Annotated in this window: 14 protein-coding genes, 2 tRNA genes and 1 riboswitch; of the genes, 10 read left to right on the top strand and 6 right to left on the bottom strand. The window is 37.5% G+C overall.

Features of this window, described 5'->3' with window-relative positions; all coding sequences use genetic code 11:
- Positions 1–30: 30 nt before the first annotated feature.
- Both G6534_RS01180 and G6534_RS01185 read right to left on the bottom strand, forming a co-directional pair.
- Complete coding sequence (locus G6534_RS01180; RefSeq protein ID WP_119318066.1) at positions 31–1,368, bottom strand: NCS2 family permease; 1,338 nt, start codon at positions 1,366–1,368, stop codon at positions 31–33.
- Between the two features lie 181 nt (positions 1,369–1,549).
- Positions 1,550–2,191 carry an SDR family oxidoreductase gene (locus G6534_RS01185; protein WP_059075067.1) on the bottom strand — a complete coding sequence of 214 codons (642 nt, stop codon included), beginning with the start codon at positions 2,189–2,191 and terminating at the stop codon, positions 1,550–1,552.
- Positions 2,192–2,303: 112 nt separating this feature from the next.
- On the opposite strand from G6534_RS01185, the gene G6534_RS01190 reads away from it, so the two are divergent.
- A complete protein-coding gene (locus G6534_RS01190) occupies positions 2,304–3,065 on the top strand; it encodes an NAD(P)H-dependent oxidoreductase (protein WP_059075068.1) in 762 nt (253 codons plus the stop codon).
- A 43-nt stretch (positions 3,066–3,108) separates the two neighbouring features.
- Here G6534_RS01190 and tpx read toward each other — a convergent pair whose 3' ends face one another.
- Positions 3,109–3,606 carry a thiol peroxidase gene (gene tpx, locus G6534_RS01195; protein ID WP_059075069.1) on the bottom strand — a complete coding sequence of 166 codons (498 nt, stop codon included), beginning with the start codon at positions 3,604–3,606 and terminating at the stop codon, positions 3,109–3,111.
- 93 nt (positions 3,607–3,699) lie between these two features.
- Between tpx and G6534_RS01200 the strand changes: the two genes are divergently transcribed.
- From G6534_RS01200 to G6534_RS01215, 4 genes are all read left to right on the top strand, one after another.
- Positions 3,700–4,212: a GNAT family N-acetyltransferase gene (locus G6534_RS01200; protein WP_059075070.1), complete on the top strand. Its 513-nt coding sequence runs from the start codon at positions 3,700–3,702 to the stop codon at positions 4,210–4,212.
- A 114-nt stretch (positions 4,213–4,326) separates the two neighbouring features.
- Positions 4,327–5,352 (top strand): DUF3324 domain-containing protein, encoded by a 1,026-nt coding sequence (locus G6534_RS01205; RefSeq protein WP_182083045.1) that lies wholly within the window; start codon positions 4,327–4,329, stop codon positions 5,350–5,352.
- Positions 5,353–5,440: 88 nt separating this feature from the next.
- Entirely contained in the window at positions 5,441–6,421 is a 981-nt protein-coding gene (locus tag G6534_RS01210) for a WxL protein host-binding domain-containing protein (protein WP_182083046.1), read from the top strand.
- A 4-nt stretch (positions 6,422–6,425) separates the two neighbouring features.
- Positions 6,426–7,541 (top strand): DUF916 domain-containing protein, encoded by a 1,116-nt coding sequence (locus G6534_RS01215; protein WP_059075074.1) that lies wholly within the window; start codon positions 6,426–6,428, stop codon positions 7,539–7,541.
- 116 nt (positions 7,542–7,657) lie between these two features.
- Here the strand turns inward: G6534_RS01215 and G6534_RS01220 are convergent, their stop codons facing one another.
- Positions 7,658–8,911 carry an ISL3 family transposase gene (locus tag G6534_RS01220; RefSeq protein WP_182083037.1) on the bottom strand — a complete coding sequence of 418 codons (1,254 nt, stop codon included), beginning with the start codon at positions 8,909–8,911 and terminating at the stop codon, positions 7,658–7,660.
- 407 nt (positions 8,912–9,318) lie between these two features.
- Here G6534_RS01220 and G6534_RS01225 point away from each other — a divergent pair, with 407 nt between their 5' ends.
- The gene (locus tag G6534_RS01225; protein WP_182083047.1) at positions 9,319–11,577 is read left to right on the top strand and encodes a hypothetical protein; all 2,259 of its coding nucleotides are present in this window, start codon (positions 9,319–9,321) and stop codon (positions 11,575–11,577) included.
- 272 nt (positions 11,578–11,849) lie between these two features.
- Here the strand turns inward: G6534_RS01225 and G6534_RS01230 are convergent, their stop codons facing one another.
- Positions 11,850–13,367 (bottom strand): helix-turn-helix domain-containing protein, encoded by a 1,518-nt coding sequence (locus tag G6534_RS01230; protein ID WP_182083048.1) that lies wholly within the window; start codon positions 13,365–13,367, stop codon positions 11,850–11,852.
- Between the two features lie 91 nt (positions 13,368–13,458).
- A riboswitch (Lysine riboswitch) is annotated at positions 13,459–13,634 on the top strand.
- A 176-nt stretch (positions 13,635–13,810) separates the two neighbouring features.
- Here G6534_RS01230 and G6534_RS01235 point away from each other — a divergent pair.
- The 4 genes from G6534_RS01235 to G6534_RS01250 all read left to right on the top strand — a co-directional run bounded on the left by G6534_RS01235 (position 13,811) and on the right by G6534_RS01250 (position 17,204).
- Positions 13,811–15,259: an amino acid permease gene (locus G6534_RS01235; protein WP_059075222.1), complete on the top strand. Its 1,449-nt coding sequence runs from the start codon at positions 13,811–13,813 to the stop codon at positions 15,257–15,259.
- 368 nt (positions 15,260–15,627) lie between these two features.
- Positions 15,628–16,917 carry a serine--tRNA ligase gene (gene serS, locus G6534_RS01240; protein ID WP_182083049.1) on the top strand — a complete coding sequence of 430 codons (1,290 nt, stop codon included), beginning with the start codon at positions 15,628–15,630 and terminating at the stop codon, positions 16,915–16,917.
- A 64-nt stretch (positions 16,918–16,981) separates the two neighbouring features.
- A tRNA-Asn gene (locus G6534_RS01245) sits at positions 16,982–17,054 on the top strand.
- Positions 17,055–17,131: 77 nt separating this feature from the next.
- Positions 17,132–17,204 (top strand) — tRNA-Thr (locus G6534_RS01250).
- A gap of 99 nt (positions 17,205–17,303) precedes the next feature.
- Here the strand turns inward: G6534_RS01250 and G6534_RS01255 are convergent.
- A complete protein-coding gene (locus G6534_RS01255; protein WP_059075225.1) occupies positions 17,304–19,121 on the bottom strand; it encodes an FAD-binding protein in 1,818 nt (605 codons plus the stop codon).
- Positions 19,122–19,174 lie beyond the last annotated feature (53 nt).

Genomic DNA, 19,174 nt, shown 5'->3' on the forward strand with positions numbered 1-19,174 from the left:
ATAAACGTACATTCTAGCAAGGCCATTTTTTTACTTCCCAGGCAAAATATTAATAATATAAAGCAACAAGATAAAGACAAAGAACAAGATATACATAATAGGTGTAACTTCCTTACGGCGGCCAGCAGCCCACATTGTTAGAGGGTAGAACAAGATACCAAAGGCGAAACCGTAAGAGATGTTATAAGTCAAAGGCATACCAACGATTGTTAGAAAGGCTGGCATGGCAATTTCAAATTTAGTCCAATCGATTTGTTTCATTGATTGAGCCATCAAAATACCAACGATGATCAAAACTGGTGCAGTAACGTTAGTAGTTACGATGGACAAGAGTGGCGAGAAGAACATTGAGATAGCAAACATCACGCTGACAACTAGAGCAGTTAGACCAGTACGACCACCAACGGCGATACCAGCAGAAGATTCAACGAAGGCGGCAGTTGGAGTAGTACCCATGACAGCACCACCAAGCATTGAAATAGAGTCAGCCATCAAAGCTTTACCAATACGAGGCATTTTGTTGTCTTTCATGAAGCCAGCTTGTTCAGCCAAACCAATCAAAGTACCGGCAGTATCGAAGAATGCTACCAATAAGAAGACTAAGACGACCGCCCAAAGTTGTGGGTTAGCTAGATCTGGCATGTGAGCAACCCCGACACCAAAGGTTGGTTTCATACTAGGAATAGTTGAGATGATTTGTTTTGGAAGTGGAATTAATTTTGTAATTAAACCGACGATAGTTGTTAAAACCATACCGATGAAAATTGAACCAGGAACTTTTTTGGCCATCAACAAACCAGTTGCGACTAGTCCGAAGATAGTTAACCAAGTTGTAGGAACAGTCAAAGAACCCATTTCTACCAAAGTAGATTTACTTGCTGTGACTAAGCCACCACCTTGTAGACCAACGAAGGCGATGAACAAACCGATACCAGCAGCCATAGCTAATTTTAAGTCATGCGGAATAGAATCGATGACTAATTCACGTAATTTTAATACAGAGATCAATAAGAATAAAATACTCGACATGAATACTCCGGCCATAGCTGTTTGCCAAGGAATACCCATAGCGAGAACTACTGAATAAGTAAAGAAGGCATTGTCACCCAAACCTGGAGCGATGGCGATTGGATAGTTGGCAAGTAGAGCCATCAAGACGGAACCTAAGATTGCGGAAAGAGCAGTAGCAGTGAAGACGGCACCTTTATCCATACCCGCTGTCCCTAAAACTTGTGGGTTGACGAATAAAATATAAGCCATTGAAACGAACGTTGTTAATCCAGCTAACACTTCACGACGAACAGTTGTATTAGCCTCTTTAAGGTGAAATAGTTTTTCCATGAAACTGAGACTTGGATCTGATTCCATGATATTAACCCCCTAAGGTTTTATAGTTTACTTCATAAGTATTACAGATATTATGAGAAATTACAACTAAAAGACGATTAATAATAAAATTATATCAAATATTGTTCGGATTTATATTTATTCAAGCCAATAAAAAAGTATCTCACAAACAAAATTGTAAAATACCTCTCTAAAAGACAAACTATCTAAAAACTTCCTCAGCTGGTGTGTCACCACTAGCAAAAGTATATTCTTTCTTGATTGTAGCGGGATTTTCAATAATCAAAGCTAGAGCTTTAGCAACGTCAGCACGAGGAATCGAACCGGATTCATTTGGACCTAACAATTGAATCTTGCCCGTACCGTCATCATCAGTTAAAGCACCAGGATGGATGATCGTGTAATCTAGACTTGTACCACGCAAATGGTCATCAGCGTAATGTTTAGCGGTCATGTAAGGTCTAATGCCAGTAGCGTCCCACTTCTCGCGGTTGTCACTGAACATTGAGCTGACCATGATATAACGCTTGATATCACTTGCTTCGGCAACCATCATTGTTTTAATAGCACCGTCAAGATCGATTTCCATAGTTAATGCATCACTTGCACCACCAGCACCGGCAGAGAAGACGATGACATCGGCACCACTTTCTTCAATAGATGTGCTGATTTCGTCTAAAGATGCAGTCAAATCAATGTATTGTGTTTCAATGTTGTTTTCATTGTAGGCCTTGATCTGTTCTTGACTACGCAATCCAGCAACAAAATCGATGTTTCTTGATTGTAATTCTCCAATTAATAGGTGTCCGACTTTTCCGTGAGCACCAATGATAAGAACTTTCATAAATTCAAAACCTCCTTAGTTAACCATACTGTAGCAACAATTTTTTGATAATGCTAGTCTTTTGTATCTTATATGTGTCTATACTAAAATTAATAAAAAGGGGAGGGTATATATGAAGATATTAGGAATATTAGCCTCGCACCAGGAACATGGACTCAATGCTAAAATGCTAGCTGAAGTCTTGGATAATGTTGATCCTGGTGTCGAAACTGAAACCATCTATTTAGAAAATTACGAAATAACTCCGCATAAATATCATGAAAAAAATGCTGTTTTGGATGAATTATCGCAAAAATTGATGGATAGCGATGTCTGGGTCTTTGCGGCACCAACTTATTTTCGTGAATTATCCGGTGTCTTGAAGAATTTCTTCGATTGTATGCGACCAAAACTAGTTTATTTCAAGGAAAATGGTGATACGATCCCGGGACAATTCAAGAATAAGCATTATTTGAGTATCAGTTCTTGTTACGTCTCGACTTTGGAAAACTTTTTAACCGGTGTCACTGACGAAAGTTTCAAGACGATTGATCGAGTGATGTCAGCTGCTGGCGTGATCAAAGTCGGCGAGATAGTTTTGCCAAATACTTTTGGGATGAAAGAAATTCCTAATAATAAGAAAGAATTGTGTCACAAATATGCGAAAAAGATATCTGTCAAAAAGAGAAAGGATGATTCAACTGTGAAAAGATATATTCAATTATTCTTCATGATTGCGGTAATGGCATTAATTACAATGGGGATTCAAGTGCCACTAAAGAGCTGGATCGGCAGTAACTTCTGGTTGAACTACGTCAGTTTTACAGTGATTTTCTTCGTCTTGTTGGCTTGTATCTTGCATTTTGTAACTTTTGTAAAGCATCGTCGGCGTTAATTTAGGCATTAAAAAAAGGCAGTCAAACGGCTACCTTAATTTTTTACTTTACTAATTCATTTAGTTGACCGAGGACCTTATCATAACTAGGTTCATCAGTTTGAACAGGTACGATTTCGGAATAGATAATTTCACCATTCTTATCAACGACCCAAACGGAACGAGCTAAAATATTACGATCTCTGATCCAAATCTTTGATTTCTTACCGAAGTCATGGTCGATATCAGATAGCATGACCATGTTCTTAACCCCTTCAGCAGCACACCAGTGAGATTGTTCTTCCGGAGTGTTAGTTGAAATAGTCACAAAGTTGATTTCTGAATGTCCATCAATTTCTTCATTGAAATGCTTAGTTTGCACGCTGCAGACACTAGTATTGATATTTGGAACAACACTGATAAGTAGAGGCTTGTCTAAGAAACTGCTCAACTTGACCTCATTGTTATCTTTATTTAGAACAGTAAAATCAGGGAACTTTTCACCTACAGTCAAAGGATCACCATAAGTAGTAATCGTTTCTCCCTTAAAATCTAAATCCATACAAATCACACCTTTCTATTCGAACTAAATTTATTATAAATGACCATGAATCAAAAACCTAGAAATTAGACTGAGAAGACAAGGAATATAGCGATGAACTTAATAGGAAAGAAAATAATTATTCGAGATTTTCAAAAAGAAGATTTTCCTGAATTCTTTAAATTGGTACAGGACAAAACTAATCATGATTTAGCTGGATTGGAATATACAGCTGATGAAAATTTTGCCCACAATTTGTTGGAGATGTATCAAAGAAGGGATGGCGCTTTCGTCATTGCTCAAAAAGATACTGATCAGATGGTCGGAATAATCGAAATGAACAAACGTGGCGCAAGTAACGATTTGCTACTAACACGAGAAATAGGATTCGTAATTAATAGGAAGTTTCGCAATCAAGGTTTCGCCAAAGAGTCAGTTCAGCTGTTAATCGATTATGGATTTAACGAGTTGAATTTGACTGAGATTTGGGCATCAAGTGAAAAAGATAATCAAGCACCACAAAAATTATTGGAATTATTGGGATTTAAATACATTTATGAAGTCAATCAAGCGCTTCCATATGCAATGCAGTCGAATCTGGTTAAATACTACCTTTTGAAGAAATGATTCATTTCTTGTAAGAAATTCTTAATAATTTCGGACTAGTTATGAGGTAGACAGATGGTACTATACAAAGCGTAAGGAGAAAACAGACAGACTTTTGATGAAGAGGTTTTTTATATGAAAAAAAGAATGAGAACTAGAAAAAGTCTCAATGTCAAAAAGCGAGTAGTCGGTTTCTTCGCAATTGCCGTTATATTGTTGGGTGTGATTGGAGGATTTGGTCTTACACATGTAATTGCCGAATCTAACAGCACGACAGGAGGTGGCGCTGACAGGTCAGCACCGGTAGCGGTTGTCGCCAGTAAGTCAGATGACACTTCTGGACTTCTAGGTGGCGGCGGTACTAATGCCAACGTTGTTTTGAATAGTGATAATACCGGAGATAGCACCGGATCCGAAACTTTTGTTTTATCATATGCAAGTGTTCCAGCTGGCAAGACTGCTACATTAACTGCAAACATTGTTATACCTAAGAAATCTTTTAATGGGTATATAATGGGAGGATTTAATGTCAGTCCTTATAAAGAAAAAGCAAAAGAAACTGTTTCATCAAATGGTACTTTATTAAAGAATAAGTTTAGTTATTCTATACCTATTCAAATACATCAAAATGGTAAGGAAAATCAAGAACCTAAATATTCAGTTATGTCGGTCAGACCAAATACAGTTAGTTCTGCAAAGGGACCAAATGCTGGTGTGACTGCAAAAGTTCACAATGCAAATAATGCGTATGCTGGTCAATTAAGTTCAAAGGCAGTTGTAACAAGTAAAAGTGATAAGAAATTCAAAATTACTGAAGTTAAGAATAATCAAAATTTAGCTCCTACATCTACTTATAATTATTCAATTTCTTGGGGAAAAAAGAGACTCCAGGCTGGTAATTATCACTTGAAATTAACGTATAAAACAGCAGGTGGAATCAAGAGTTGGGTAATCAATAAAGACTTCACAATCACAAACAACGATGCTGCTAAATACAACAAATTAGCAGGAATTAAACCTAATTATCTATGGCTATGGATCTTGCTAGGTGTTCTAGCTCTAGCAATTATTTTGGGCTTAGGAGTCTATTTAGGTAAGAGAAATAATAATAAAGATAACAACAATAATTCTGGAAATACAACTAGAAGACGTCGTCGTTAATTAATAAATAAATATTAAGCTGTTCCAACAATTGGAACGGCTTTTTTAGTATCATAGAAGCATACAGAGCTTTTAATTAGAGGTTATTATGAATAAAAAAGTAGTATGTTTAGTTTTTGGAATATTTCTTTCACTAGTGTCCTTCTTTTCGTTTGATAATTATGTAAAAGCTGATATTGATGGCTTAACCGTTACTCCTTTAATTGGAGATTCGGATGTTACTGATCGTTTCCAAATTATTGGTGATTCAAATTCAGAAAGAACTTTGGAAATTTCACTGTCGAATTTTGGCATTAGAAGATTGCATTTGAAAGTTGTGCCTACTAATGCCACGACTTCAATGGATGGAAAAATAGTTTATACTGATGATGTAAAAGCGGGTCAGTATGGATTAAAGTATGCTTTTTCAGATATGACTAAATCTCAGAAGGTAACATTAGCTCCGAATAAAACAAAAGATTTAAAATTTAAAGTTAAGTTACCTTCAAAAAAAATTAATGGCTTGGTTCTTGGAGGTTTTAGTATCCGTTCATTAGATAGTGCTGTGTCAGGAACTGCGGATGTACCCGTATGGATAACTGATGATAATAAACCTGTTGGGGGAATATTATCATTACATAATCTATCTTTAGATGTAATTAATAAGAAACCTCATATAATAGTAAACCTCCAAAATAAAGAACCAGGGATGATGAAAAAAGTCATCGTCCACGTAACAGTCAAACGCAAGAGTTGGCTTGATAGATTCAACCTAGGTCCAAAAACTATGTCAGCGGATCTCACATATCCTAAAGTAGCCCCAAATTCTCGTATTCCAGTTGACTTTGACCAAAATACGACTCCAATTCAAGCGGGGAAGTACGTCGTCAAAGGTGCGGCTCGAAGTGGGAAGGCTACTTGGACGTTCCACAAAACTTATACCATCACCCAAGATCAGGCTAACGACATTAACAAGCGTTGTAAGGGTCTGATTTACAATAAGACAACGACTTACATCTTAATCGTCTGCGTCTTAGTATCGTTGATTTTCCTAATTTTCTGGGCAATATGGCATTCAGGTAGGAGTTAAAAGTATGAAGAAACGAATAATTGTCTTTTTTTCCACATTATTACTATTAATTGCGACATTTTTACCTTTCGCGACAACAGTCAAAGCTGCGCCTGATAAGTCCTATGCGATTCAGGCGATTTTGCCAGACAATCAAACTAACAAAGATGAGTCTTTCTTTGATCTCAAAGTTGAACCTAAAAAAGATCAGACTTTGAAAGTTTTGATTGCTAATACTGGTAGTAAATCAATCACAGTCACGGCTGAAGTCAATAATGCTTATACGGCGGACTCTGGTGTGATTGGCTATGATAAGTACAACGCTCAATTGTACAAGTCAAAATTGCCATCTTTGACATCCCTAGTCGAAGGCAAACGTAAACAAACTGTCCACTTGGCTACTGGTGAAAATAAGACGGTCGAGTTCAAAGTAAAGTCACCCGATTCTGAATATTCTGGGATTATTTTGGGTGGTGTTACGACGACAGCTTCTGTTAGTCCAACGAAGTCTAAAAACATCAATATTAAGAATCAAGTTCGCTACGTCAAAGGGGTAGTTTTGCGCTCCAAAGATGATGGTGTCATGCCTGATATGCATTTGACTTCCGCTGCACCAAAAGCTGTAGCCGGATCGACAGGAATTGCCTACACCTTGGACAATACAGCACCGATAAACATCAATAAAGTGTCCCTGAAGGCAGAAATTACTAATGGTAGTAAGAAGACCAACTATAGTGCAGATAACCTGCAAATCGCTCCTAATTCGCAATTCAACTACTTTATTCCAGTGAAGAAATTGGACGCGGGAACTTACAAAGCACACATCACATTAAAGAACGATTCTGGTTTTGAAAAGTCGTTTGATTACAATATCACTGTCAAACAACGTCAAGTTGATAACGTCAATGATGCTGCTTCACCAAAACAAGAATCCAACAACAAACAATGGATTGGTATCATCATTGGAATTATTGTCTTGATTGCCGTCGTAGTTTGGATGTATCTCTACTACTCACAACGTAATAAGGGCAATGGTCCAACTAAAGGTCGTGGCAAACTCAATATGAGAAGTACTAAGAAACCTGACAAGTCAAAAGATTCAAGATCAGGTAGTACTCGCTCAGAACGTCATAAGAAATAAAGATAAAATCGTCTTACTAATTTTGATTGGTAAGACGATTTTTTTGGCTCTTTGTCAAATCGTATTGATGAATGATTTTGAGCTCATTGAGCATCCTCATCAAGGATGCTCTTTTTCTATGCACAAATCAGTCTTATTCTTTTAATAAAGTGTTCAAGATTTCTAAAGCCATAAGAATTTCTTTTTAGTTTCTTTATCTTTCCAATGGTGCCCTCTAGAGGGCCATTGGAATATGGCAATAAGCAACTATTTTTCACATAATCTATGTTTTTTCGTAACGTTGTAATGGCTGTATCCATTGCAGTTCCATTTCTTTTATATCCAGAAGTAGTTTCCTGAAGTAGATTTATGTCATGATATCTTATTGATCTTTGAATACTCTGATAAGTACCATAAGCTTCCTTGAAAATTGGTATTTCATCAGTAGCTATATCGATGACATTTTGAATAGTCGTAAATTCATTTATGCCGACAATAAATTTTATATGAGTATCGTCTACATCTTCCTCTGGAAGATGATATAGACGCCAATCAGATTTCATTGCTTTATATATACGAGATTTTTTATCAGGCAATTTTTTTAAAGAATTGATACGTACTTGATCCAAGGCTCTACTACAAAGTTGAACTATATGAAACCTATCTACGACAATGCGAGCATTGGGGAATATACGATGAACGACTAATTGATAGTTGGCATTTAAGTCGATTGATACGGTTTTTACAGCTTGTCGTTCCGATAAGCTGTAATTATTTATAAAGTGTTCAGTTATTGTTTTAGACAGTCTGTCATGTATCAATTCGACCAATCGATGCGTATCCGCATCGATGGCGATAAATGTAAAAATATTTTTTACGGATCTAAACTCATCAAAACAAAGATTTTCTGGCAAATGCGCACATCTATTAGGAATTTTGGTATTACTATATAAAATCCTACTTACAGTATTGGCTGAAATACCGATGACTTTAGCTATTGATGACAGAGTAAATGATTCTTTAGCCATGGAAAAGATTCTATTCTTAATCTGTTTGGTCATAGTATGATTTTTTATCAATAGATCACTGTGGGCACCGCAGGTGCTTCCACAGTTCCTACACAGGAATCGTTGCTTTCTTAGTACTAGGTGGTACTCGATACCATTAAAGCTAGCTAATCTTGCATTAGTGGTTCTTTTACCATTTTTAACTAGTGTATTCATTCCACATTGAGGGCACCTATATAAAGAATAAGATAGTTCAGCATTCACTATTTTAATGTGTTTTATAACGCCACGTTTTTTTATCTTGGCATCCTTTACTGAAACATTTTTTATATTATTGTCTTTTATGTCTAGTGCACATAGTATAGAATTGTCTTGGGACATCATTGTTCACTCCTGTTTGATTTGGTTTGGTCGCTTAAATCTTAACACGAGAACAGTGATGTTCTTTTTTTATTTCAAAGAGTATAAAAAAACTGGTATTGATTGTTCATCAATACCAGAAAGTTTAGAACCATTTTTTTGCGTAATATTTAATACATAAGAGCTGAACATTCACGACTTACATACCACAATGTCCATATAAAAGAGGAGACTTGATAATCAAGAGACTATTTCCATGCATGAAATTTTAGATAAGTTTTAACAAAATAATTCAATAATCAAAAATAATTTTATTATTTATTAACGTTCAACACTTTAATTATGAACTATCATAATAATAGAGATAATTGAAGGAGTGACGTGTTACGTTCAATAACAAAAATGGATTGGCTGTTCTATCGGCTTTATTATTGACATTTATTGTTCTCATGCCGTTTACTGCTCAAGTGGTTTTTGCGGACACCGACAGCGATGCTATTAACAATGCGCCGGTTGGTTTGGATATTTCGAAGTATTTTGATGTTGGCAATTTTGAGAAGACATCTACTGAAGATGACAATTATTCGTATCAAACTAATTCGGCCACCATTTACAATAATTCTAGCGATTCATCTGATAAGCATAATGGTCGTGTTTTGGATATGGCTAAGAGTGGTGACGAAAAAAGTGTAGGTGCTGCTTGGTCAAAAATCGGTAGTGGTAGCGACAATTATATTGATATAAATAAGAAACAAACCGTTTCAGTTTGGCTTTATTTTGGTTCTGGAGAAGATACCGATCCTTTGAGCAATGGCGAAGGGATGTCGTTAGTTTTGCAAAATGATTCGCGTGGAACCTCTGCCATGGGAGCTGGGATGCAATCTCTAGGTTCGATGGGAGCCGATACAGCTAAATTGAAAGATATTGGGACTAATCTTTTGGGTAATTGGAGTTGGAGTAAGGACTCTAGTTCTGGCGCTACTACTAATACCCCGGAACAGGCCGCTCAGACTGCAGTTGGTAACAGTATTGCTTTGAACTTCAAAACAGAAGATAACAATTTGATGGGGAGTAAGCTTCAACAGCCTATTCAAATTGGTGAATCTTCAATAGATTACGATAATGTCATACATACCGGTGGAAAGAAATATTTGTACTACACATTGAATAGTTTTGATACACCTAAAGGTACAGACACTCCACCTGCTACTTTTCCAGCCTATAATGATTTGTTGAATGTTGATTTTGACAATTATATTCCTTCATTAAAATTAGGTAATACGGGTAGTTCTTATGGTTTGATCAATTTGACTTATCCTGGCAATTCAGTTTCATACAAGTCATTGGATTTAAACAATATTCGTAACGATGATCAACTAAAGGCCAGCCTTTCAACGATTGGAAATGGTAGCTTGTGGGCTTATATCACAGGTGTTTCCAATAAAGGTAAGGCTTTGTCAACTTATCAAGCAGCACCAACTCAGACTCACTTGATTGACGGTGACGATGAAAATGGTAATCCAATTTATTGGCATCATTTGACCTTTACTTGGAATCCAGCTGAAAATGGCAATCCGGCTACGATTAGTTATGACTACAATGACAAATATCCTGACGGAACTGCTAATACAGGTCAGAGTGAATATTATGACGAAGTTAAGGAAACTATTCCGGTTGATCCTAGTGAACTTGGTAATCCAACCGATGGACACGTTTATTGGGGCTTGACCGGTGCCAATAATGAAAAAGCCAATTACAGCAAGTTGGCAGTCTTTGAATCAATTCCTGCTTTAGCCACCGCCAAAGTAACATCTTCATTGACTGATAACGATTTGAACAAAACTATCACTGACGATTCAACCGACAATACCGTCAATAATGGTGATAATTTGAGCTTTGATTACAACTTGAAATGGGATGATACTTCACGTGAAAATTGGCAAAATATCGTCTCTGATTTGAATTTGCCAACTGACGTTACATATCGTTCAGCTACGATCACTTATAAAGACGCCAATGGCAATAGTAGTGCACCAATCACAATTTCTGATGCTAAAGGGATGACCAATAGTACTTTGAGTTACACTTTGACAAAAGACCTCGGAACAATCGATGCAAGTACTGGCTACACGAGTGCTGACATCGTTTTAAACGGCACTGCCACTAATTCAACTGGTCAAGAAATTACGGTTTCACCAGCACCAGCTACGTTCAAAGGTGATAATGCGATTGAAACAACAAGTACTCCGCAATTCAAAATTGAAGGCAACAAAGTCCCTGATAAAATTTTGAAATTGACTGTTTCAAAAAATCTAGATTTTCAAGATATTAATTATCAGACAACTAAGAAATACATTGCCAGAAAAAATGATTTCGATTTGACCGTCACAAGTCTCAGATCTCCTTGGAAGCTAGATGTTTCATCAACCGGATTATCAATGGATGGTAAAAAGTTTAACGGTGATTTGGTTTATAAAAAGAATCAAGCAACCACTGAACCATTGACTAGTTCTGATGAATTGATAGCTCAAGACTTGACCTCATACCAAGATAAGACTATTAGTGATCTATCAGCTGGTTGGACGAAAAATACTGGCTTGTTACTAGAACCAAACCAAGACCAAGTATCACCAGCAGGCAAATATCAAGGAACTCTAAATTGGACCTTAGTCAATTCAATTGCAAATTAGGCAAAATAATAGCTCTATAAGAATGTAAATTGCATCCTTATAGAGCTATTTTGATTTTTTATCGTAATTAAGAAATAAAACAACTATCTAGTCGGTAGCAAAAGCCCTGTGATGGCTCAGCCGCCAAATTATTCTTAGCAACTTGTTGCTTAGAATAAGACCAATCTTGAAGACTTTGCCCGAACTTGGGCTTAGCAAAGGCTCCAAGTTGTGTCGGCAGCGTTCCAGCCAATCACAGGGCTTTTGCGGACGACGGCAATATAACACCAATACTACAATGCCTTTTTCTTCTTTTCTTCATCTTGTTTATTCTTGATTTTCTTAACGTAAACCTGATTCAATTGAATCAACAACCAAATATAATCAGGACGCGTTGAAGAAATATCCCAAGGAATAACTTTCAAATTCTCAGGATACTTCTTGCGTTCGATATCCAAAGGCAACACATCCATTGAAGTGATCAACACATCGACATCATCGAAAACATTGCTAGGAACGATCTCAACGAAGTCCAAAGTCCGGATATTTCTCAAAACAACTTCGGCGGTTTGGTTACCAGGATCAATCAAGACTTTGACTTTGATAATATCTTCAGCACGGATAGTGGAGATATAACTAGGCAAAACTTGATATAAGTCTTTAGAAATCAATTCTGCAGCGTTGTAGATTCCAGGGAATTCATTTTGGTCGACGTTAGAGAAGAAGGTGTAGACATCTTTATACAAGTCAGTAAAGTTCTTCTCACTATCTTCATTAGGATACATCGAATCCAAATGCATTAAGGAATAAGGTGCCATAATGTAGTAGAAAACGATGTCACGTGTTACGTAAGTCATGATGTGTTTCAAAGTCTTTTGGTTATGGTAGACCGACATATCATCGTGGTAATGTTCCTTTAAGAAATCTATAAAGTGATAAACGAGTGCATAGAACTTCGGATTGATTCTAGCGTTGGCATTGATTGGTTGCTCAAATGAAGTATCGCTAGGTTGGAAGGCGGTTCTTCTGAAGAGATTGATCAATTTGTTTTCATTATCTAAAGCAACTACTGGCACGATAGGATAATCTTCTTGTGTCAAAATATCTTCGCCTAGACTTTGAGTGCCAAAAACATCGCTATAATATGGTAGTTCGTCGATATAGTGACGTTTGATCAAACGAATTCTAGAAATTGCTAGAAAATATTTTAATTGGAAATGAACGATTGGATTATCGAAGGTAATATCAGTCCGACCGATAATTTGATCGATAGAATTTTCTTGAATCAAACTAAATGGCCATTCTTGCCCGTGATATGTGTACCAATAAACATAGTATGCCATCCAACGGATATTTTTCTCATTACCTTTGATCTCAAGTGTCGAGTTGGAAATCTTGAGACCGAAGTTTTTGAGAAAAGCTCTGAATTTAGACATTCGACGATTTAAAGTGGACTTACTCGTAAAGTGTTCGTCACTGAAACTCTCAAATGACGGATTGGCATTAGTCAAACCATAATTGAAGGCTTGGAAAACGACTGAGTTTTTTACCAAAAATAGTCGGTAAGTATCAATGGAAACTTTTCTGAAGTCGATTGACTCGATTTTCGTATCGCTAGGGTCAATGTCGGGAGCGACGTCAGCTAAATCTTCCAGTAATGCTTGAAAAATATTATATGTTTTTTGGTAGGTGAATTGTAGTCGATTACTAATGTTGCTTAGGTTTACTTCACGAGGAGGTAAAGATTTTATAACAGTTAGCATTTTGTATTTTTCTACGTCTTGCTTAACTAAGAAAATTTGCTCCAACATTTGTCTTCCCCCGGTAACGTTTAATTAAAATAATTTAATAATAAATGAAACACTACTTGCTACTATCTTAACATTTATTTATAATGTTTTGTAATCAGATAGAGGTGCAATCTTTATTATTAGTATTTTGGAGTATGGATAGGGTACTTTGAAAAGATATGAAAGGAAAGTTTGCCGAAATCAATTATCCCTACTTGGTAATTTGATTGGGCTACTGCTTAATAGGTGGTGGACTGTCGATTAAGAGAGTGGAGAACGGCGTTTAGGTTCTGGGCAAAAGCACAGCAGCCTGCCGTTTGTAACTCGTTTCCGCAATATTGCCGGCAAACGGAGACACTCTCTAATTCGTTGAGCTATTGATTAATGGGATAATTATAATCCTTATTGTCGGTAGTTCCTCTGATAATAAGGATTTTTTTTATATCCAAAAAGGGGAATGAAAGATGGAAAATAATGATGTGAATAGGTCGTTGAAGACCCGTCATTTGTCGATGATCGCACTTGGTGGGTCAATTGGAACTGGTTTGTTTGTGGCAAGCGGTTCCTCAATTTCAACAGCTGGTCCTGGAGGTGCCTTGATAGCTTATGTGGCTATTGGTATTATGGTTTACTTCTTAATGACTAGTTTGGGAGAAATGGCAACTTACATGCCAGTTTCCGGCTCATTTGCGACATATGCTACAAAATTTATCGATCCTGCTTTTGGTTTTGCGTTAGGTTGGAATTATTGGTTCAACTGGGCGATTACTTTGGCGGTCGATTTATCCACAATCTCTATAGTTGTAAAATATTGGTTCCCAAGTTGGACCTCGTGGAAGATCAGTTTAACTTTCATGATCGTGCTCTTGGTAATTAACTTTATTTCGGTAAGTTCGTTTGGTGAAACTGAATACTGGTTATCATCAGTCAAGGTTACTGCTGTTATCATTTTCTTGATTGTTGGTGTCTTAAGTATATTAGGAATTTTAGGAAATGAAAACTTTGTTGGGTTGACAAATTATACATATAAAAAAGCACCTTTCGTTGGAGGCGTTCCGGCGATTCTAAGTGTATTCGTTGTTGCCGGGTTCTCCTTCCAAGGTACTGAGTTGATCGGTATCACAGCTGGTGAATCAGCAACTCCTGAAAAGAGTATCCCAAAGGCTATCAAACAAGTCTTTTGGAGAATTTTATTGTTTTACATTTTGTCTATCGCCATTATTGGTGCTTTGATTCCTTATACTAGTCCAAATCTTTTGGGATCAGACGCTGGCGATATTGCTATCAGTCCCTTTACGATTGTCTTCAAGAAAGTTGGTATTCCACTAGCTGCCGGAGTTATGAACGCTGTTATTTTAACTTCAGTAATTTCCGCTGCTAATTCTGGACTATACGCTGCCAGTCGAATGCTCTGGTCAATGAGTAAAAATAATATGGCACCAAAGGTCTTTGAAAAAACTAATGGTCGTGGTGTACCAGTCTTCTCACTTCTACTAACTGCTTTAGTTGGTGGGGCAGCCTTATTCACTAGTTTGTATGGAGATTCCTTCTATGAACTCTTGGTTGCAGCCAGTGGTTTGACCGGATTTATCGCTTGGATTGGGATTGCCTTTTCTCATTATCGTTTCAGAAAAGCATACTTATTCAAGGGCTACAGTCTAGATGACTTGAAGTATAAGGCTAAGTGGTTCCCATTTGGACCAATTCTAGCTATCATCCTAGGTATCATTATTATTATTGGACAAGATGTGCGTTCGATGGTTGATTTCAATATTGGTCGTCTCTTGATCAGTTATAGTGGTTTGATTATTTTGTTCATGTGTTGGGCTTACTACAAGATCAAGCATAAGACGAAGTTCTTGAAGCTAGAAGATATCGATGTCGAAGCTACTAAAAATGGTGGTCATTACTAGTTGATATTTATAACATTTTAAATTATGATTAACAATGAATATAAAGCTAAGAGAGTGCCTACTCACAAACCTTTCAGAGAGACGATGGTCGGTGAAAATCGTCAAGGTTTTATTCCAGCATTCTGGCAACGGGTAATTCCGTTCGGGTTGATCCGATAAAATCTGAAAGTGCAGGGTATTGTTATACTCTGAAACTGGGTGGTACCGCGAATGGTCGATTCGTCCCTTTATTGGGATGTTTCGACCTTTTTTTATATTAGAGAGCGGAACAAGGACGATTAGCCCTTGTGTAGCTCGTTTCCGCTATATTGCAGGAAACAGTTACCTAGGCTAATCGTGCAAGTTCACAAATAATGGAGGATGAATTTATGTTAGACATTAAGCTAATCAGAAAAGATCCTGAATGGATCAAAAACAAATTAGCTTCACGTGGCGTTACAAGTGAAGAAATCGACGAATTACTTTCATACGATGAAAAACGTCGTGAGTTGTTAGTTAAGACAGAAACTTTGAAGGAAGAAAGAAACAAGGTTTCTCAAGGAATTGCTAACAAGAAACGCAACAAAGAAGACGCTAGTGACGAAATCGCTGCTATGAAAAAAGTCGGTGGCGATATCAAGAAGATCGATGCTGACCTTGAAGAAACACAAAACAAGATGAACTACATCTTAGTTCGTCTACCCAACATCCCTGATGATTCTGTTCCCGTTGGTCCTGATGAAAGTACTAACGTTGAAATCAGAAAAGTCGGTGCCGTTCCTAAAGAAAACTTCAAACCAAGACACCACTGGGATATCGGTGAAGAACTGGGAATTTTAGACTTCGAACAAGCTACTAAAGTTTCAGGTTCACGTTTTGTTTACTACATTGGTATGGGTGCTAGACTTGAACGTGCTGTTTACAACTTCATGTTGGATCAACACCAAAAAGAAGGCTATACAGAAGTAATCCCTCCATACTTGGTTAACAACAACGCCATGTTTGGTACTAGTCAATTCCCTAAGTTTACCGAAGATGTCTACACAGTTATGGTTGATGAAAACCCATTGACTTTGATTCCTACAGCCGAAGTTCCTTTGACAAACTACTTTGCTGACAAGATTTTGGACGAAAAAGATTTGCCAAAATATGTTACAGCTTTGACACCTTGTTTCCGTTCTGAAGCAGGTTCTGCCGGTCGTGATACTCGTGGATTGATCCGTATGCACCAATTTAACAAGGTTGAAATGGTTAAGGTTACAAAACCTGAAGAATCATACAACGAACTAGAAAAATTGACTGCTAATGCTGAAAATATCCTAAAACAATTAGGACTTCCATACCACGTAATCGTTCTTTCAAGTGGGGATGCAAGTTTCAGTTCTGCTAAGACTTATGATCTTGAAGTTTGGATGCCTGCTCAAGACAAGTACCGTGAAGTTTCAAGTTGTTCAAACTGTCTAGACTTCCAAGCTCGTCGTGCTCACATCAGATATCGTGACGAAAATGGTAAGACAAAACTAGCTCACACATTGAATGGTTCAGGACTTGCTGCTGGTCGTACAGTTGCCGCTATTTTGGAAAACTACCAAAATGAAGACGGTTCTGTAACAATTCCAGACGTTTTAGTGCCATATATGGGTGGAGTTACAAAAATTACTAAAGAAAATGCCAAATAGTTATTGACCTGAGGCTTATAAATTGATAAGATTTAATAGTTCTGTTAAAGAGCTATTGAATTATTCCGGATTAGCTCAGTTGGTAGAGCATCTGACTGTTAATCAGGGTGTCGTCAGTTCGAGTCTGACATCCGGAGTTATAAATACTTAGGAAATACCTAGGTGTCTCAATATATTACATCTAGTTCATTGGAATTAGGTGTATTTTTTTTAAGCCGTCTTAGCTCAGTTGGTAGAGCATCGGTATCGTAAACCGGCGGTCACAGGTTCAAATCCTGCAGACGGCATTGATAATTTTAGGAAATACCTCCCATGAAGGGCATCGTTTAGCGGTGTCCTTTTTTAGTGCAAAAAAATAGGAGTGCAATTGCACTCCTAAAAGAGTTTTATTTAATTTGTTTCAAAGCATCAGAAACGGCTTCTTTAATAGCTTTACTTGAAGCAGAAGCACCAGAAATTGTATCAACATCGACCGAATTCTTTTCTACGATTTCTTTTGGCAATTCCTTAACAGCTTTGAGACCGTAATCGTCAGATTCACTTTGTTTCAAAACTTCGATATCTTGAATGTCGTCTTTGCTATTGGCAGTGACACGAACGACGATTTCATTTCCCATACCGGCAGTTGATTTACCGATGTATTGGTTGTCGTTAGTTTCATAGTGTTCTTCGCCAACATCAGATCCTAAGCCCTCTTCGTGAACACTAGCTGAGGTATTAGCGTCGACTTTAACTGACTCAACGTCTTTTTCTTTAGCAGCATTTTCACCGGCAATCTTACCAAAAATCAAGTTTTCAGCAAGGTTACTACCACCGTTGTATTGACGTCCCATCAAACTTCCTAATTCACCACAAGCGTATAGGTGAGGGATGATTTCATCGTTTACATCAACAACTTCTGCGTTGGAATTGTGAACGGGACCACCTTGAGTATTCAATAATCCTTGAACCATAGCTAAACAGTAGTAAGGACCATCATCGAAGGCTGTCAAAGTATCAGCATCACGGTCAAAGGCATAGTCACGTTTGATTTCTGCAAAGTGGTTGAAGTCTTTGATAGTGCTTGCCAACTTGTCAGCATCAACGTTCATTACTTCAGCTAAACTGTTCAAATCATCAGCTTTAACGACTGACTCTAAGAATTCTGGATAAGGAGCGTTTTTATCATTCTTTAATTCGTCGTACTTCTTTTGATCAAAGACAACATAAGGATGACGTTGAGCTAAAGGAACTCTCCAATTGCCGTGATCTTGGATGTGTCCGTGACGGTGGATTTCATTTTCATCGAAGTAACGAGTTCCATCATCACCGACAACAATCAAACTGCCTTGGTGGAATGCAGGCCAGTCGAATGGCAAGAATTGTGAACGTTGACCTTTAGCTGGCTTAGGAGTTAGTCCATGGAAAATGCCATAAGATTCATAATTGTTCATGTTATAAAGTTTAGCACCGACTTCACTAGCCATTGTGACACCGATACCTTTGTTATAAAGGGAACCGATAGGATTTAGACTAGTTTCGCCGAGGTAATTTTCGACCATTTCAGGATTGTTTTCAAAACCACCGGTAGCCATGACGACACCATTGTTGGCTTTGACATTCAAAAGTTTGCCATTACGTTCGATTTGAACACCAACGATAGCCTTTGTTGCTGGATCTTGAATCAAGTGTTTAGCGGGTGTTTGATACAAGACATCAATTTTGTCAGCACGGTCTAAAACTTGTTGACGGAGATTTTTCCAAAGAGCAGAGTCAGCGACACCTTCATGGACAGCGACTAATTCGTGAGTAGCTTGACCACGGAATTCTGGGTATTCGTGAGCCATAAAGTGCAAAGCCTTAGATACTGGTGATTCTGGGTGTTTGCCCATGATAAATGGTTTAACACCGAGATAATTTTCTAGGTAATTAGGGATGTCATAGAGTCCTTTGACGAAAGTTTCCATCAAATCCTTGTCATATGACAATGGGAAAGCTAAATCTTCGTAATATTTACGTAAATCATCTAAATTGTCACCTGATGAAATAACTTGACCAGCATAGCGAGTATTGCCACCCTCATGACCCTCTGGAGCTGAGTCAGTAATCAAAACTTTGGCGTTGTTGTCAGCCGCAAATCTAGCAGCACTGGCACCAGCACCACCGAATCCTAAAACGATAACGTCATAAGTTGCGTTCCAATTTAATTTTGAATCCTCAAACATTTCATTCACTCCAATTCCTCTAAATGTTAGGATTAATATAACTCTATTTATGG

The organism is Companilactobacillus pabuli, assembly GCF_014058425.1.
Taxonomy (GTDB): domain Bacteria; phylum Bacillota; class Bacilli; order Lactobacillales; family Lactobacillaceae; genus Companilactobacillus; species Companilactobacillus pabuli.

Excerpts from the sequence above, each read along its gene's own strand:
- G6534_RS01180 (WP_119318066.1), bottom strand. The coding sequence starts at position 1,368 with ATGGAATCAGATCCAAGTCTCAGTTTCATGGAAAAACTATTTCACCTT.
- G6534_RS01185 (WP_059075067.1), bottom strand. The coding sequence starts at position 2,191 with ATGAAAGTTCTTATCATTGGTGCTCACGGAAAAGTCGGACACCTATTA.
- G6534_RS01190 (WP_059075068.1), top strand. The coding sequence starts at position 2,304 with ATGAAGATATTAGGAATATTAGCCTCGCACCAGGAACATGGACTCAAT.
- tpx (WP_059075069.1), bottom strand. The coding sequence starts at position 3,606 with ATGGATTTAGATTTTAAGGGAGAAACGATTACTACTTATGGTGATCCT.
- G6534_RS01200 (WP_059075070.1), top strand. The coding sequence starts at position 3,700 with ATGAACTTAATAGGAAAGAAAATAATTATTCGAGATTTTCAAAAAGAA.
- G6534_RS01205 (WP_182083045.1), top strand. The coding sequence starts at position 4,327 with ATGAAAAAAAGAATGAGAACTAGAAAAAGTCTCAATGTCAAAAAGCGA.
- G6534_RS01210 (WP_182083046.1), top strand. The coding sequence starts at position 5,441 with ATGAATAAAAAAGTAGTATGTTTAGTTTTTGGAATATTTCTTTCACTA.
- G6534_RS01215 (WP_059075074.1), top strand. The coding sequence starts at position 6,426 with ATGAAGAAACGAATAATTGTCTTTTTTTCCACATTATTACTATTAATT.
- G6534_RS01220 (WP_182083037.1), bottom strand. The coding sequence starts at position 8,911 with ATGATGTCCCAAGACAATTCTATACTATGTGCACTAGACATAAAAGAC.
- G6534_RS01230 (WP_182083048.1), bottom strand. The coding sequence starts at position 13,367 with ATGTTGGAGCAAATTTTCTTAGTTAAGCAAGACGTAGAAAAATACAAA.
- G6534_RS01235 (WP_059075222.1), top strand. The coding sequence starts at position 13,811 with ATGGAAAATAATGATGTGAATAGGTCGTTGAAGACCCGTCATTTGTCG.
- serS (WP_182083049.1), top strand. The coding sequence starts at position 15,628 with ATGTTAGACATTAAGCTAATCAGAAAAGATCCTGAATGGATCAAAAAC.
- G6534_RS01255 (WP_059075225.1), bottom strand. The coding sequence starts at position 19,121 with ATGTTTGAGGATTCAAAATTAAATTGGAACGCAACTTATGACGTTATC.